The organism is Micromonospora sp. LA-10 (assembly GCF_051853095.1).
GTDB classification, from domain to species: Bacteria; Actinomycetota; Actinomycetes; order Mycobacteriales; family Micromonosporaceae; genus Micromonospora; species Micromonospora echinospora_A.
Window position 1 is genome coordinate 5613111 of sequence record NZ_CP195710.1, and the last position, 16072, is coordinate 5629182.

The window sequence follows — 16072 nt, forward strand, 5'->3', positions numbered from 1 at the left end:
GTCAGCGGCCGAGGAGGTCGTGCGCGGCGCGGATCTTCGTCCACGAGGCCGGCTGCGCCGGTGCGGCGCTCGTCCGCGCGGCGGCGGCCACGTCGGGTCGGCCGGGCGTGAACAGCCAGGTGGTGAACACCGCGTCGAGGTCCCGTCCGGAGATCCGCTCGGCGAGCGCCTGGAACTGCGCGACGGTGCCGTTGCCGTACTGCCGCTTGGCGGTCCACGTGCGCAGGATCCGGAAGAACGCGGCGTCGCCGACGGTGAGGCGGATCTGGTGCAGCGCCATCGCGCCCCGGTCGTAGACGGCGTCGTCGAAGATCCCGCTCGGGCCCGGGTCGCCGGGGCGCACCTGCCAGAACTCGGAGTCGGCCGGGTAGCTGTCGTAGGTGAAGTCGAACAACTCCTGCGCGGTGCCCTCGCCCTGCTCCTCGGACCAGAGCCACTCGGCGTACGAGGCGAAGCCCTCGTTGAGCCAGATGTGCCGCCAGTCCGCCACCGACACCGAGTCGCCGAACCACTGGTGGGCGTTCTCGTGCACCACGACGTACGGGTTGGCGCCGCGCCGCCAGAAGCCGGGGCCGTACACCGGGCGGGTCTGCGTCTCCAGCGCGAAGCCGATGCCGTCGACGGGCCCGGCCACGCCGCCCTGCGCCTCGAACGGGTACGGGCCGAACAGCCCGCTCTCCCAGTCGACGATCTCGGCGGTGCGTTCGATGCTGGCCCGCGCGGCGGGCAGGCGCTCGCCCAGCGTGGTGCTGTACGCGTTCACCACCGGCTGCCCGTTCGGCGCGACGTCGGTGACGATCTCGTACTGCCCGATGGCCAGGAACGCCTGGTACGTGGCGCCGGGTTTGACGCTGCGCCAGCTCCACCGGGTGCGGTTGCCGGCCTCGGGGAGCGGGTCGCGTGGCTGCACGCCGTTGCTGATCACCTCGACGCCGGTGGGCACCGACACGGAGATGTCCCAGGTGGCCTTGTCCTTCGGGTGGTCGTTGCTCGGGTACCACCACCAGGCCGACTCGGGTTCGTTGACGGCGAGCGCCCCGTCGGCGGTACGGGTCCACGCGGTGTAGCCCTGCACCGTGGTCTGCGACGGCACGCCGGCGTACTTCACCACGACGGTGAGCTGCTGCCCCTTGGTCAGCGGCCGGGCCGGGGTGATCACCAGCTCGTGGTCGCCGGCTCGGGCGAAGCCGGCGACCCAGCCGTTGACGCGCACGGACTCGACGTCGAGGAGGAAGTCCAGGTTGAACCGGGACAGGTCCTTGGTGGCGGTGGCCAGGATCGTGGTGGTGCCGCTGAGCCGGTCGGTGGCCGGCTCGTAGCGCAGCCGGATGTCGTAGTGCCCGACGTCGTAGCCACCGTTGCCGTAGTCGGGGAAGTAGCTGTCGCCGAGGCCGGGGCTGCCGGGCGTCGGGGTGGCCGCCGCGGGTTGCGGTCGCCCCCATCCGGCCGGGGCGGCCTGGCCGGGCGCGCCGGTCACTGTGGTGCCGGCCGCGGTGAGGGTCAGGGCGGCGATGGCCGCCGTGAGTGTGCGTCGCACGGGGGACTCCCTCCGTCGGGTGTCGTCACCGCCAAGCTAATCGACACATGTGAACGTATCTGTCCCGTCCGGTCGATCTCGGCTATTCAATTTCGGCAAATGTTTCGATAGCATTACCGACCAGTAACAGCACCGATCCCTCGGCCACGCGCGCGGTCAACGGGCTCCACCACCCTGCCCCGTGGAGGCTCTGCCATGTCCCGTCGCGTCCGTACCGCGCTCGCCGCCGTCCTGGCGGCCGTCCTCGGCGCCGTGCTCCTGCCCGGCGCCGCCCGGGCGGCCACAGTCAACTACGTCGCCCTCGGCGACTCCTACTCCTCCGGGGTCGGCGCCGGCCCGTACGACCTGTCCACCTGCCTGCGCAGCCAGAAGTCGTACGCCCCGCTCTGGGCCGCCGCCCACTCGGTCACCAGCTTCAAGTTCCCGGCCTGCGGCGGCGCGGTCACCGCCGACGTGCTGGCCAACCAGGTCGGCCAGCTCAGCAGCAGCACCACGCTGGTCACCATCACCATCGGCGGCAACGACGCCGGGTTCGCCGACGTGATGACCAGTTGCCGCTTCGGCAGCACCTCCAGCTGCGAGAGCGCTGTGAACGAGTCGAAGGCGTTCGCCACCGCGACGCTGCCGGGCCGGCTCGACGCCACGTACACCGCGATCCGCAACCGGGCACCGAACGCCCGGCTGGTGGTGCTCGGCTACCCGCGGCTGTTCGAGACCGGCTCCTGTGGACTGCTCGCCATGAGCAGCTACAAGCGCACCATCCTCAACCAGGCCGCCGACACGCTCAACGGCGTCATCTCCGGCCGGGCCGCCGCCGCCGGGGGCACGTTCGTCGACGCGCGGCCGTTCTTCGCCGGGCACGGCGTGTGCGCCGCCGATCCGTGGATCCGTGACGTCAGCGGCGTCATCGAGGCGTACCACCCGAACGCCAGCGGCTACCGCTACGGCTACCTGGCCGCGCTGACCGCCGCGATCGGCTGACAACAACGGCGAAGCCCCGCCCGGCACAAGCGCCGGGCGGGGCTTCTGTCTGCGTACCCCATCAGGTCAGCGGGCCGGGACCAGCTCCGGCGCCGGCGCCAGGTCCGGCGCCGCCGGCCCGATGCGCCGCCGGGGCCACCGGCGGCGGCCGGAGGGTACGGCGAGCGCGGCCAGCGCCGCGGCCACCGAGATGCCGGTGAGCAGCAGGAAGCCCGCCGTGAATCCGGCTTCCCGGGGCAGCCCGCTCGGCTGCGGGTTCGCGGTGATCACGGCGCTGGCGAGCGCCGCGCCGATCGCGCCGCCGATGGTACGGATGTTGGCGTTCATGCCGGTCGCCGCGCCGGTCTGCCCGGCCGGCACGTTCGCCACGATCAGGTTGGCCATCGAGGCGAACGCCAGCCCGATGCCGAGGCCGACCAGGCCACCGGCGAGTCCGACCTGCCAGCGGGTGTCGTGCGCGACGGTCAGCATGGCGGCGGCCGCCACGTTGAACACCGCGCCGGTGCTCAGCTGCGCCTTGGCGCTGAACCGGGACTCCAGCCGCCCGGCCAGCAGGCCGGCCACGAACATGCCGACGAGCATCGGCAGCATCAGCAGCCCGGCCTGGGTGATGCTGGCGCCGAAGCCGTACCCGGCGCTCGTCGGGATCTGCGTGAACTGCGGCAGGAACGCGTAGACGGCGAACATCGAGGCGCCGTAGAGCAACCCGACGAGGTTCGTGGTCCAGACCGCCGGCAGGCGCATCATCCGCAGGTCGATCAGCGGGTTCGCGGCGCGGGCCTCGGTCGCCAGCCAGGCGGCCGCGAGCACCGCGGCCAGCGCCAGCAGCCCGATCACCGGGACGGAGTTCCAACCCCACGCGGCGCCCTTGCTGACCGGCAGCAGCAGCGCCACCAGCCAGCCGGACAGGAGTACGGCGCTGAGCCAGTTGATCCGGCCCGGGGTGCGTACCGGCGAGCGCGGCACGAACCGGTGCGCGGCGACCGCGGTCAGCCCGACCACGACCAGCGGGATCCAGAACAGCCACCGGTAGCCCAGGGTGGCCACGATCGGCCCGGCCAGCACCACGCCCAGCCCGCCGCCGACGGCCACGACCGCGGAGATCGAGGCCACCGCCGAGCTGACCCGGGCGGCCGGGAACTCGTCGCGGATGATGCCGAACGACAGCGGGAAGACGGCGCCGCCGATGCCCTGCACCACGCGGGCGGCGATCAGCACGCCGATGGTCGGGGCCACTGCCGCCAGCAGGCAGCCCAGCGCGAGCGCGGCGAGCGAGAAGACGAGCGTCTTCTCCTTGCCGACCATGTCGCCGATGCGACCGACGATCGGCGTGAAGACGGACGCGGAGAGCAGGTACGCGGTGAGCACCCAGGTCACCGTGCTGGGCGAGGTGTGCAGGTCGTGCTGGATCGTGGGCAGCACCGGCGTGATCAGCGACTGGAGCATCGCGAAGAATCCGGCGCCGGCGGCCAGCACGAGGAACGTGATCCGGCGCGAACCGCGCCGGGTTGAGTGGATCATGTGGGACGACTCCCCGTTCTCGGTACGAGAGTGGTGGCCGCTCGCGCGGTCCTGCGGCGGTGGCGGCCGAAGTCCGGAGTACGCTATCCGGAGGGGTGGCTCCGGTCAGTAACCGGAGGCGTGCCTCCATTAACTTAGCGGAGGGTTGCCTCCGGTTGCAAGACGGAAGGGGTGACGCGCGTCATGACCGACGCCGCCGTGCCCGGTGAGGTCTTCTCCCGCCGCCCCAAGCGGGCCGACGCCCGCCGCAACTACGACGCGCTGATCACCGCCGCCCGCGAGGTCTTCGGCGAGCACGGCGCGGGCGCGTCGCTGGAGGAGATCGCCCGCCGGGCCGGCGTCGGCATCGGCACGCTCTACCGCAACTTCCCCCACCGGCGGGACCTGTTCGAGGCGGTCTACGTCGAGGAGGTGCGGGCGCTCAGCGCCTCCGCCGCCGACCTGGCCGACGATCCGCCGTGGGACGCCCTGGTCGGCTGGCTGCACCGGTTCGTCGCCTACGTGGCCACCAAGCGGGCGCTGGCCGAGGAACTGGTGCACGACTCCGAGGTGTTCCGCAGCTGCCGCACCGAGATCTACGCGACCGGCGAGCCGCTGCTGCGCCGCGCCCAGGAGGCCGGGGCGGCCCGGCCCGACGCCGGCTTCGACGATGTGATCCGGCTGATCAGCGGGCTGGCCGCGTACCAGTTCCCGGACCCGGCGCAGCGCGACCGCGTCCTGGCCATCGCGCTGGACGGCCTGCGCCCGCGCGCCTGACGCGCCGGTCCGCCTGGGCAGAACGAGGCCGGGCCGGCGGTTCCCGCCCCCTGGCGAACCGCCGGCCCGGCGCCCTTTCTCAGCGGTGCCCGTTGTCCGGCCGCCCCCACGGGCCGGTGATCGCGAACACGTACCCCGGCGACTGGATGTTGGCGAACAGCGTCTTCCCGTCCGCGCTGAACGTCGGCCCGGTGAACTCGCTGTCGTTGCGCTCGTTGCGCGCCAGCGGGTACGCCCTGCCCTGCTCGGTGACGCCGATAAGGTGCGACACGCCCTCGCCGTCCTCGGCCAGGATCACCCCGCCGTACGGCGAGACGGTGATGTTGTCCGGCCCGTCGTAGTTGCCGTTGTCGGCCTCCGGGTCGGTGTTCACCCCGAAGATGGTCTTCAGCGTGACGGTCTGCCGGCGCGGGTCGTAGAACCACACCTGCCCGTCGTGCTCGTTGGCGCTGCCGTCGTCGTGGCGGGCGTAGCTGGCCACGAAGTACGCGCCGCCGTCGCCCCACCAGGCGCCCTCCAGCTTGCGGCTGCGGGTCACCTCCGCGTCGGTGAACTGCTTGCGCACGGACACGGTGCGGGCGTCGCGGTCGGGCACCTCGACCCACTGGACCCGGTAGCGGGTGCCCGGCGTGGTGGCCTCGGACAGGTCGGCCACGTGGTCGTCGCCGCGCAGGCAGCGCATCGCGGCGAGGCTGCCGGCGGTGTCGCCGTCGGGTCGCTGGGCGAGCGCCCGCAGCGCGCCCTTGCCGGCCCGGAAGCCGGGCGGCGGCGTCCACCGGAAGTACAGGCCGTTGGGCCCGCTCGCGTCCTCGGTCAGGTAGATCGAGTGGGTGTACGGGTCGACCGCGACCGCCTCGTGCGAGTACCGCCCGAGGAACGTCAGCGGGACCGGGTCGGTGTTGGCGGACCGGTCGTGCGGGTCCACCTCGAAGACGTACCCGTGGTCCTTCAGATACCGCCCACCGGCCCGCTGCTCGGTCTCCTCGCAGGTCAACCACGTACCCCACGGGGTGATGCCACCGGCGCAGTTGTTGTGCGTGCCGGCCACGCTGACGTACTCGCGCAGCCGCCGCCCGTGCCGGTCCACCTCGATGGTGGTGGTGCCACCGCGGGCGCCCGGGTCGTAGGTGGGGCCGGGCAGCGCCGGCACCGGGTACGGCTCGTCGCCGCCGATCTCGTGGTTGTTCACCAGCACCGAGCCGTGCGGGCCGCGGAAGCAGCCGGTGCCGTCGGCGTCGCTCGGGGTGGGCTGCCCGGACTCCAGCAGCGTCGCGCCCGCCTGCGCGACGACCGTGTACGAGAAGCCCGGCGGCAGGGCCAGCAGACCGGCCGGGTCCGGCACCAGATCGCCGTAGCCGACGGCGGGGCGGCACGCGGGCCGGGCCGCGGCCGGACCGGCGATCGCCTCCAGGCTGCCGGCCACCACGATGCCGAGCCCGCCGGCCACGCCGCCGCGCAGCAGGGACCGCCGGGGAAGAGGTGAGGTGGTCACGTCGTCGCCTTCCTGTGCGCACGGTTGCCTGGAGGAAGGCAAGCCGGGCCGGGGGAACGGCGGGCGGCGCGCCCGTCCGCCGCCGGGTGAACAGTGGACGAATCCCCGGTGCGGAGCGCCACGTGCCGCTGTGGCGCGCGTCGGTTAGGGTTCCCTCGATCGCATGACGTCGGAGGGCGGACGGTGGGCAGACTCGCGGCGGCGTACCGGCAGGCGGTCGATCGGCACCGGCAGGCGCTGCGCCACTGGGAGGCGGCCCGGCAACTGCTCGGCGCCGCCGGTCCGGCGCCGGTCGGCAGCCCGGAACTGGTCGCGCGGCTGGCCCGCCTCGGCGGTGAGCTGGCCGCCGCGGTGCCCGGCACCGCCCGGATCGCCACCCACCCCGTTCCGGTACGCCTCGGCGCCGCGACCACTGTCGACGGCGCGTTCCCGGTGCTCGTGCCGGTGGGCGCGGGCGCGCACCTGGCGCTCGATCAGGACGCCCGGGACCCGCGCGTCGGCGAGCTGCTGCGGGCGGTGGTGGTGCGGCTGCTGACCGCCGCTCCGGCCGGCGCGATCCGGGTCGCCGGCATCGACCAGGCCGCGTTCGGCGCGGCGTTCCTGCCGCTGCGCCCGCTGCACGACGCCGGGGTGCTCGCCGCGGCGGCGACCACCGAGGCGGAGACGACCGCGCTGCTCGACGCGGCCGAGCGGCACGCGCGTACCGCCCAGCGGTCCGCGCCGGAGGACCGGGAGCTGCTGGTGGTGGTCGCCGCGTCCGCGCCGCCGCCCCGGGAACTGGCCCGGCTCGCAGCGCTCACCCACGCCGGCCCGGCCGCCGGGGTCTGCGTGCTGCTGGCCGGTCACCCGCCCGCCGGGCCGAGCGCCGCGCCGCCGCTCGGCGCCACCACCCAGCTGCGGATCACCGAGCGGTACACGCTCGTCGGTGACCCGCCCGGCCGTCCGTTCAGCGCCGACGGCAGCGGGCTGGCCGCGCCGGTGGTGCTCGACGGCGACCCGTCGCACGCCACGGTGACCGCGCTGGCCCGCCGGTACGCCGAGGCCGCCGACCAGGACGGCGTCACGTTCGCCGACCTGCTGCCGGCGCAGCGCTGGGCCGGGTCCGCCGCCTCCGGCCTGCGTACCGTGCTCGGCCGGGCCGGACGCCGCCCGCTCGCGGTGGCGTTCGACGACGCAACCCCGCACTGGCTGATCGGCGGGCGTACCGGCGCCGGCAAGACGGTGCTGCTGCTCGACGTGCTCTACGGGCTGGCGGCCCGCTACTCCCCGGCCGAGTTGCGGCTGATGCTGCTCGACTTCAAGGAGGGCGTGAGCTTCACCGAGTTCGTGCCCACCGGCCGGGACCCGTCCTGGCTGCCGCACGCCGACGCGGTGGGCATCGAGTCCGACCGCGAGTACGGCGTGGCGGTGCTGCGCGAGCTGCGCGCCGAGCTGGGCCGCCGCGCCGACCTGCTCAAGCGGCACGGGGTCAGCCGGCTCGCCGACCTGCCGCCCAACGCCCGGCCGCCCCGGATCGTCACCGTGATCGACGAGTTCCACGTGCTGTTCGCCGGCAACGACGCGCTGGCCCGGCAGGCCGTCGACCTGATCGAGGAGCTGGCCCGCAAGGGCCGCTCGTACGGCCTGCACCTGGTGCTGGCCAGCCAGAGCACCAGCGGCATCGAGGCGCTCTACGGCCGGGCCGAGGCCATCTTCGGCCAGTTCCCGCTGCGGATCGCGCTGCCCGGCGGCGACGCCGTGCTGGACCCGCGCAACGACGCCGCGCGCGGGCTCACCGTCGGCACGGCAGTGGTCAACACCGCCGCCGGGGCGCCCGGCGCGGACGTGGAGGTGCGGTTCCCGGACGCGCACGCCGCCTCGGCCGACCTGGCGGCGCTGCGCCACGAGCTGCACGCGGCCCGCCCGGCCGGATCGCGCCCGCCGTCGGTGTTCCGGGGGCACGAGACACCCCGGCTCGCCGACGACCCCGCCTGGGCCGCGCTGGCGCCCGGCGCCGACCCGCCGTACGCGCTCGTCGGCCGCGTGGTCGACGTCGCCGGCAGCCCGGCCGGATTCGCGCTCGACGCCAGCCCGGGCCGGCACCTGGCAGTGGTCGGCACCGCCGCGGTCGGCGCGGAGGTGCTCCGGTCGGCCGCGCTCTCCCTGGCCCGGCAGCACGCGCCCGGCACCGCCCGGTTCCTGTTCGCGCCGCTGGCGCCGGGCACCACCGATGCCGCCGACGACCTGGCCATGACGCTCGCCGCCGCCGGGCACCCGGTCCGCCGCCTGGACGCCGACGCGCTGCGCGCCCAGCTCGCCGAGGCCGCCACCGGAGACGCCCCGGCGCCCGGGCGCACCTATTTGGTGGTGTTCGGGATGGACGCCGCCGCAACGACGCTCGCCGCCTCCGACCCGGCGACGTTCCGCTCCGGGTACGACGACCTGCGCGCCGTGCTGCGCCAGGGGCCCGCGCGCGGCGTGCACGTGCTCGGCTGGTGGCGCGGGCTGCGCCGGCTCGCCGACGACCTCGGCGGCAGCGGGCAGCGCGACGACGTCACCGGGCTGGTCGCGCTCAACGTGCCCGCCGCCGACCTGGGCCTGCACCTCGGCGTGCACGACCTCGCGTACGTGCCGCGCGAGGGCCGCGCCCTGCTCGTCGACCGGCACGAGCACCGCACCGCGCTGATCGTGCCGTTCGCGGCCGGGAGTGAGGTCACCCCGTGAGCGCGAGGAGTGAGCCGGGTTTGCGAGCCCCGCAGTCGCGAACGAAAGACGGCCCCGTGAGCGCGAGGAGTGAGCCGGGTTTGCGAGCCCCGCAGTCGCGAACGAAAGACGTCACATGAGTGGATTCGACGAGTACGCGGCGCTGCTGCGGGAGCTGTCCACCCGGCAGCGGGGCGGGGAGCGGGAGATCGCGGCCGAGGCGGAGCGCCGCCGTGGCCTGCAGGCCGCCGTCGACAAGCTGGGGCAGCGGCTCGTCGCCCAGGGACAGCACCTGGACCGGCTGGGGCAGGCGATCGGCACGCCGATGACCTCGGTCCCCGCGGAGGCGCCGGCAGCGGCGGTCGCGGTGGCCGCCGGACCGGGTGCGCCGGAGGCGCCGGATGCGGGCGGGCGGACGGGCGCCGGACCGGGGGACGGCGCGACCGGCGGCGCAGCCGCCGCGCCGGGGCAGGCGGGTGTCGGGGCGTACCCCTCTCCGGGTGTGCCCGCGCCGCGGGCGGGTGACCCGGCGGCGGAGCTGGCGGCGGCGGAGCGGCTCGCCGGGGAGGCCGACGGGTTCGGGCAGCAGGCCGACGCGCTGGCCCGCACCCCGGTGCTGCTGCCGACCTGGTCGGCGCCGGCCCGGGCGGTCGCCGTGTACGGCGGCTGCGCGCTCGTCGGCTCGCTGCTGATGCTGGTCGCGCTCGTGGGGTCGCCGGTGCCGGTGGCCGGGCTGGACCTGGTGGCGGCGCTGTCCTGCGCCGGGGTGCCGCTGCTGTCCTTCGTGGCCGGTCAGGTCGTGCTGGCCCGCTGGGGCCGCCCGGCGCTGGCCGGCGCCGAGGCCACGACGGGGCGCTACGTGCCGCTGGGCTTCGTGATCTGCGCCCTGGTCTCCCCGTCCCTGTTCTGCGTCTACCTGCTCCTGTTCCGCCTCCTCCGCTGACCCCGCGGCGTCGCGCCGTCGATCATGGACTTGTGGCCCCCGGGGTGGGCTCGATGTGGCTTTTGCCGGGGCGGAAACTGCAAGATCGCGGAGGTGTGGGGGTGGGGGAGGGCGGTAGGGTTCCCGAGGGTGGGTGAGCTGGGGGAGGGTCTGTGAGCGCGGCGGAGATCATCGCAAGGCTGGCGGCGGCGGCGCAGAAGCTGGACGAGGCCAAGGCACGCACGGCTGCCGCGGCGCAGGACGCGGCGGAGGCGCGGGCGCTGGTGGCGGGCGCTTTGGAGGGGGCCACGGCCGGGCCGCTGATCGGCGTCATCGACTCCTACCGGCAGGCGCTGGCGCAGGCCGCGCAGGGCGGGGAGCCGGCCCGGCAGCACGTCCAGGAGACCATCGCGAAGGTCCAGGCGCTGGGCAACTGACGGCCCGGCCCGGCTTGCCGGTTTGCGCGGAGGGCGCGACAAGGGTTACCGCTGCGTAACTTTTCATTGACGTGTGTGAAATCGGACACGCATCATCGTGTCCACGATCGATCGGATCCCACCCGTCCCCTCCCGGCCCGCCCGGGTGCCTCCCCCTCGGAGGTGCAGCCCATGCTGCTCCGAACGATCCTGGCCGCCACCACCGCCGCCACCGTCCTGCTCGTCCCGGCCGCCGCCCAGGCGGCCGCCGCCGAACCCGCCGCCCCGTCGAAGACGGCCACCGTCACCACCGCCGCGCAACGCGCCGCCGCCGCTGCGGTCGACCCGGTGATCGTGGTCGGCGGCCTGAGTGGAATCTCCATCGCGTACGAGCCGCTCGCCGCCCGGCTGCGCGCCGACGGCTACCGGGTCTCGATCTACCAGCTGCCGAACCTCGGCCTCGGCGACATCCGCGAGTCCGCCCGGGCGCTGTCGTCCTACGTGGACCGGGTCCGCGCCGCCACCGGGGCGGCCCGGGTCGACCTGGTCGGCCACTCCGAGGGCGGCCTGGTCAGCCGCTGGTACGTCAAGTACCTCGGCGGCGCCGCCACCGTCGACCAGTACGTCAGCCTCGGCAGCCCGCAGTACGGCACCTACGTCGCGAACCTGGTCGCCTTCCTCGGGCTGGGCAGCTGCGCCGGAGTGATCGCCTGCCAGCAGATGACGATCGGGTCGAGCTTCCTGGCCGACCTAAACGCCGGCGACGACACCCCCGGGCCGGTGCGCTGGGCCACAGTGCGGACCTGGCAGGACGAGCTGGTCCGGCCGGTCGACAACGCGCTGCTCGCCGACGGCGCCACGAACGTCCTGGTGCAGGCGTGGTGCCCGCTGCGGGTCGTCGGCCACCTCGGGCTGGTGCTGGACGGCACCACGTACACGGTGGTGCGCCAGGTGCTCGCCGGCGCCCCGGTCCAGCCGAACTGCTTCGCGGTCTGACGCGGGTGCCCGGGCCCGCCGTCGCGCGGGCCCGGGCACGTTTCAGCTCGCGTCCCGCCCGCGGATCACGTCCGCGGCCCGCCAGGCCAGCGCGCTCACCGGGGCGCTGGTCCAGCCGGCCACCATCACCGGCAGCACCGACGCGTCGACCACCCGCAGCCTGTCGACGCCGCGTACCCGCAACCGCGTGTCGACCACGTGGTCGTCGCCGTCGCCCATCGCGCAGGTGCCGACGGCGTGGTAACCGCAGTAGCCGCGCGCCACCGCCGCCTCGACGATCTCCGCGTCGGTCCGCACCGCCGGGCCGGGCACCGTCTCGGCCCGGATCCGCTTCGCGATCGGCCCGGCGCCGAAGAACTCCCGCATCCGGCGGAACAGGTCCGCCGCCACCCGCCGGTCGTGCCCGGTGGTGAGGTAGTTCGCCACGATCGCCGGCGGCGTACGCGGGTCCGCGTCGGTGATCGCCAGGCGGCCCTCACTGTCCGGCCGGGTGACGGTGCCCAGGCACATCAGGCCCGGCTCCCGTTCCAGTTCGAGGGCCTTGCCGGGGCGCGGCGGCGCGGCGGAGAACGGCGCCATCAGCAGGTGCGCGTCCGGGCGGTCCAGGTCGGGCCGGGACTTGACGTGGGCCGCCACGTCCAGCACCGGCAGGGCGAGCGGGCCGCCTCGGGTGAGCAGCCAGCGCAGCGCCGCCCGGGCCTGCCCGAGCGGGCTGCCGAGGGTCATGTTGTGGCCGCCGGGTTCGGCGAGGCGGTACTGGAGCACCATCGACCGGTGCTCGCGCAGCCCCGCGCCGACCCGGGGCCGGTCGAGCAGCACCGGCACGCCCGCGGCGCGCAGCGTGTCCGCCGGCCCGATGCCGGAGACCTGCAACAGGTGCGGGGTGGCGAGGGCGCCCGCCGCGAGGATCACCTCCCCGGCCGCCCGGCGCTCGACCTCCCGGCCGTCGCGTGCCACCCGTACGCCGACCGCCCGGCCGCCCTCGACCAGCACCCGCAGCACGACGGCGCCGACCTCGACGGCCAGGTTGGGCCGGCGCCGTACCGGGTGCAGGAATGCGTCGGCGGCGCTGACCCGCCGTCCGTCGTGGATGGTCGCGGTGGGGTAGCCGATCCGCTCGTCGTCGTCGGCGTCCAGGTCGTCGGCCCGGCGCCAGCCCAGCTCGACGCCGGTGGCCACCATCTCCTCGGCGAGGGGATCGGTGCCGGTGGCGATCGACAGCCGCACCGGGCCGCCCGCGCCCCGGTGCGGCGCGGCGCCCAGCGGGTGGTCCTCCAGCCGCGTGAACACCTGCCGCATGGCCGACCAGCCCCAGCCCAGCGGGTCGAGGGCGTCCCAGTCGTGGGCCGCGCCGCGACTCCAGATCATGCCGTTCACCGACGTCGAGCCGCCGATCATCCGGCCGCGCTGCCAGATCTCCTGCCGGCCCGGCCCGGTGCCGGCCGGGTAGTGCCAGGCGGTGCGCTCGTCGTCCATCAGCCGGGAGAACGCCTTCGGCACCCGCACGTACGGGCTGCGGTCCCAGCCGCCCGCCTCCAGCAGCAGCACCCGCGTCCCCGGATCCTCGGTGAGCCGGTTGGCCAGCACGCATCCCGCCGCGCCGGCCCCCACGATGACGTAGTCGAACTCCTCCACAGCGGACCCCCACTCGTGAGAATCCTTCTGACGGTAGTTGTCCGATCACTGTCCGCGAAAGGGCCGCTCGGGTGGGTGTGACCGCCGACTCAGGCCGCCTTGGCCAGCGCCTCGAACTCGTCGTTGGTCAGCTCCACCTCGGCCGCCGCGACGTTCTCCTCCAGGTGCGCCACCGACGACGTACCCGGAATCGGCAGCATCACCGGCGACCGGCGCAGCAGCCAGGCCAGCGCGAGCTGCGCCGGGCTGGCGCCGTGGCCGGTCGAGATCGCGTCCAGCGGGCCGCCGGGGCGGGCCAGGCCGCCGGTGGCGATCGGGAACCAGGGGATGAACGCCAGGTCGTGACGCTCGCAGTGCTCCAGCACGTCCTCCGCGCTGCGGTCGGCCAGGTTGTAGAGGTTCTGCACCGACACGATCGGCACGATCTCCCGGGCCGCCTCGATCTCCTCGACGCTGACCTGCGACAGCCCGATGTGCCGGATCTTGCCCTCCTGCCGCAGCAGCGCCAGCTCGCCGAGCTGGTCGGCCAGCGGGACCTTCGCGTCGATGCGGTGCAGCTGGTAGAGCGGGATGCAGTCCAGGCCCAGGTGGCGCAGGCTCAGCTCGCACTGCTGGCGCAGGTACTCCGGGCGCCCCACCGGCCGCCAGTCGTCCGGGCCGGAGCGGGTCAGCCCGGCCTTGGTCGCAATGACCAGGTCGTCGGCGTACGGGTGCAGCGCCTCGCGGATCAGCAGCTCACTGACGAACGGCCCGTACGAGTCGGCGGTGTCGATGAACGTGACGCCCAGCTCGTACGCGCGGCGCAGCACCCGTACCGCCTCGGCCGGGTCCTTCGGGTCGCCCCACACGCCGGGGCCGGTGAGCTGCATCGCCCCGTAGCCGAGGCGGTCGACCCGCAGGTCACCACCGATCCGGTAACTGCCCGACGCCTTGGCGGGCTGGGTGCTGGTGGCCATCGCGGTCCTCCTGTGCTCGTACGCGGTCGCGGGCGGCGCGCGCCCCGACCCCTGGACATTCCCCGAATCGCGGCGGCGAAGCACTGGCAGTTGCGGCGAGCGGCCCCGGCGCACCGGACCGTCGTGCGAGGCTGAGCGCAACGCCGGTCAGGAGGTGCGCATGGGCGCGACGCCACAGCTCGACTTCGCGCTGGACACGTACGAGTGCATCGTGCTCTACCCGGGGCCCTCCGGCCGGGCCCTGCCGGACGAGACCGTGCAGCGGCTGCAGGCCGAGCACCTGCAGCACATGCGGGCGCTGCAACGGCGCGGCATCGTGCTCGTCGACGGCTCGGTGGACGGCCCGGCCCGGGAACCGGACCCGCCGATCGGTTTCGGCCTCGCGCGCACCGGCTCGGTGGACGACGTGCGCAGCGTCATGGAGGCCGACCCGGCGGTGCAGGCCGGGCTCTACCGGGTCGAGGTGCTGACCTTCCTCTGCCCAGCCGGCTCGCTGGAGTTCCCGCTGGTCAAGACGGAGAGCTGACGGCCGGAAGCACTGTCGCGCGGGCGACGGCGGGGCCGGTGCGCCGGTGCTAGCGTCCGGCGCAGTGAGCCGATCCCGGCGCGTCCGGCGCCGCCGGCCCGGGTCGGCCGAGGAGTCGCCATGACCTCCGCCCCGGACCTGCCCCGCGCCACCGGCCTGCTCCGCGAGGCGCTCGGCGCCCGCCTGCTCACCCCCGCCGACCCGGGCTTCCCGGCCGCCGTCCGGCTCTGGAACGGCGCCCCGGCCGGCACGCCCGCGCTCGTCGCCCGATGCCAGGACGCCGACGAGGTCGCGCTCGCGGTCCGCGTCGCCGGGCGCTGCCGGCTGCCGCTGTCCGTGCGCGGCGGCGGCCACGACTGGGCCGGCCGGGCGCTGCGCGACGGCGGCCTGGTCGTCGACCTCACCGGGATGCGCCAGGTCGACATCGGCCCCGGCGCGTCGACTGTCACGGTGGGCGGCGGGGCGACGGCAGCCGACGCGCTCGCCGCGCTGCGGCCGTACGACCGGGTCGTGGTCACCGGCGTGGTGCGCGCGGTCGGGCTGGCCGGGCTGACAATGGCCGGCGGGTACGGCCCGCTCTGCGGCCGGCACGGGCTGGCGCTGGACAACCTGCTCGGCGCCGAGGTCGTGCTCGCCGACGGCCGGCGGGTCACCGCCGACGCGGAGCACGAGCCCGAGCTGTACTGGGCGCTGCGCGGCGGGGGCGGCAACTTCGGCGTGGTCACCGCGCTGCGCCTGCGTACCCATCCGCTGGCCGCCGCGTTCGCCGGGATGCTGCTGTTCCCGGCGGCCCAGGCGACGGCGGTGCTGCGCGGCTACGGGCAGGCCGTGCGGGACGCCCCGGACGAGCTGACCGTGATGGCCGGGTTCCTGCCCGGCCCGGCCGGGGAACCGGTGGTGTTCCTCGCCCCGGTCTTCATCGGCGACGACGCGGCGGCGGGCCGGGCCGCGGTGGACCGGCTGCGCGCGCTCGGCACCCCGATCGTCGACCAGGTCGCCCCGCTGGCGTACGAGGACGTGCTGCGCCTGTTCGACGGCGGCATGGCCGACGGCAACCACTACCTGCTGCGTACCCGATGGCTGGCCCGCGTCGACGAGCCGGTGGTGGCGGCGCTGACCGCGGCGGCCGGCGTGGTCTCGTCGCCGTTCTCGGCGATCGCGCTGCACCACTTCCACGGCGCCGCGAGCCGGGTCCCGGTGCAGCGGACCGCGTTCGGGCTGCGCGCCGACCACCTGCTCGCCGAGATCATCGCGGTCTGGCCGCCCGGCGGCGACCCGGCGCCGCACCGGGCGTGGGCCGAGCACACGAGCGCCGCCCTGGCCCCGCACGCGCTGCCCGGCGGCTACCCGAACCTGCTCGCGCCCGAGGAGACCGACCGGGTGCGCCTGGCGTACGGATCGAACTGGGAGCGGCTGCGCCGGGCCAAGCGCCGCTACGACCCGCGCGGGACGTTCTCGGCCGTGCCCACGCTGCCCCCGGCCGGTCCGCCGGGGCCGCGCCGCGGCGAGGGCGGACGGCATCCACGGGAGCACCCGGCCGGCACGTGACAGCGAGGGGTACCATTTCCGCCGCGCGGTCGCCGATGCCCGCCACACACGACGTTCCGGTGCGGTACGCCAACCGCCCGCCCGCGCGGTAGACGCGCGTCGTT

13 protein-coding genes are annotated in these 16072 nt (G+C 75.1%); 8 read left to right on the forward strand and 5 right to left on the reverse strand.

Annotated features, from left to right (window positions below):
• Position 1: 1 nt before the first annotated feature.
• Entirely contained in the window at positions 2-1537 is a 1536-nt protein-coding gene (locus tag ACSDG8_RS26505) for a M1 family metallopeptidase (RefSeq protein WP_210897417.1), read from the reverse strand.
• Between the two features lie 195 nt (positions 1538-1732).
• On the opposite strand from ACSDG8_RS26505, the gene ACSDG8_RS26510 reads away from it, so the two are divergent.
• The gene (locus ACSDG8_RS26510; protein ID WP_210897418.1) at positions 1733-2518 is read left to right on the forward strand and encodes an SGNH/GDSL hydrolase family protein; all 786 of its coding nucleotides are present in this window, start codon (positions 1733-1735) and stop codon (positions 2516-2518) included.
• Between the two features lie 66 nt (positions 2519-2584).
• On the opposite strand, the gene ACSDG8_RS26515 is transcribed toward ACSDG8_RS26510, so the two are convergent.
• Complete coding sequence (locus ACSDG8_RS26515; protein ID WP_210897420.1) at positions 2585-4039, reverse strand: MFS transporter; 1455 nt, start codon at positions 4037-4039, stop codon at positions 2585-2587.
• Positions 4040-4222: 183 nt separating this feature from the next.
• Here ACSDG8_RS26515 and ACSDG8_RS26520 point away from each other — a divergent pair, with 183 nt between their 5' ends.
• The gene (locus ACSDG8_RS26520) at positions 4223-4795 is read left to right on the forward strand and encodes a TetR/AcrR family transcriptional regulator (protein WP_247679199.1); all 573 of its coding nucleotides are present in this window, start codon (positions 4223-4225) and stop codon (positions 4793-4795) included.
• A 79-nt stretch (positions 4796-4874) separates the two neighbouring features.
• Here the strand turns inward: ACSDG8_RS26520 and ACSDG8_RS26525 are convergent, their stop codons facing one another.
• Positions 4875-6287 carry an alkaline phosphatase PhoX gene (locus tag ACSDG8_RS26525; RefSeq protein WP_439427306.1) on the reverse strand — a complete coding sequence of 471 codons (1413 nt, stop codon included), beginning with the start codon at positions 6285-6287 and terminating at the stop codon, positions 4875-4877.
• Positions 6288-6470: 183 nt separating this feature from the next.
• Here ACSDG8_RS26525 and ACSDG8_RS26530 point away from each other — a divergent pair, with 183 nt between their 5' ends.
• From ACSDG8_RS26530 to ACSDG8_RS26545, 4 genes are all read left to right on the forward strand, one after another.
• Positions 6471-8990: an FtsK/SpoIIIE domain-containing protein gene (locus ACSDG8_RS26530; RefSeq protein WP_210897426.1), complete on the forward strand. Its 2520-nt coding sequence runs from the start codon at positions 6471-6473 to the stop codon at positions 8988-8990.
• A 115-nt stretch (positions 8991-9105) separates the two neighbouring features.
• Complete coding sequence (locus ACSDG8_RS26535; protein ID WP_439427307.1) at positions 9106-9912, forward strand: hypothetical protein; 807 nt, start codon at positions 9106-9108, stop codon at positions 9910-9912.
• A 152-nt stretch (positions 9913-10064) separates the two neighbouring features.
• Entirely contained in the window at positions 10065-10328 is a 264-nt protein-coding gene (locus tag ACSDG8_RS26540; protein ID WP_013287536.1) for a DUF6244 family protein, read from the forward strand.
• Positions 10329-10499: 171 nt separating this feature from the next.
• Positions 10500-11303 carry a lipase family alpha/beta hydrolase gene (locus ACSDG8_RS26545; protein ID WP_210943222.1) on the forward strand — a complete coding sequence of 268 codons (804 nt, stop codon included), beginning with the start codon at positions 10500-10502 and terminating at the stop codon, positions 11301-11303.
• Between the two features lie 42 nt (positions 11304-11345).
• On the opposite strand, the gene ACSDG8_RS26550 is transcribed toward ACSDG8_RS26545, so the two are convergent.
• Positions 11346-12938 carry a GMC family oxidoreductase gene (locus ACSDG8_RS26550; RefSeq protein WP_210943223.1) on the reverse strand — a complete coding sequence of 531 codons (1593 nt, stop codon included), beginning with the start codon at positions 12936-12938 and terminating at the stop codon, positions 11346-11348.
• An 89-nt stretch (positions 12939-13027) separates the two neighbouring features.
• Positions 13028-13894: an aldo/keto reductase gene (locus tag ACSDG8_RS26555; protein ID WP_210943224.1), complete on the reverse strand. Its 867-nt coding sequence runs from the start codon at positions 13892-13894 to the stop codon at positions 13028-13030.
• 160 nt (positions 13895-14054) lie between these two features.
• Here ACSDG8_RS26555 and ACSDG8_RS26560 point away from each other — a divergent pair, with 160 nt between their 5' ends.
• Both ACSDG8_RS26560 and ACSDG8_RS26565 read left to right on the forward strand, forming a co-directional pair.
• On the forward strand, positions 14055-14420 hold the full coding sequence (locus ACSDG8_RS26560; RefSeq protein WP_184686859.1) for a YciI family protein: 366 nt from the start codon (positions 14055-14057) through the stop codon (positions 14418-14420).
• A gap of 120 nt (positions 14421-14540) precedes the next feature.
• Positions 14541-15968, forward strand: coding sequence for an FAD-binding oxidoreductase (locus tag ACSDG8_RS26565; protein ID WP_210897436.1), 1428 nt, complete (start codon positions 14541-14543; stop codon positions 15966-15968).
• Positions 15969-16072 lie beyond the last annotated feature (104 nt).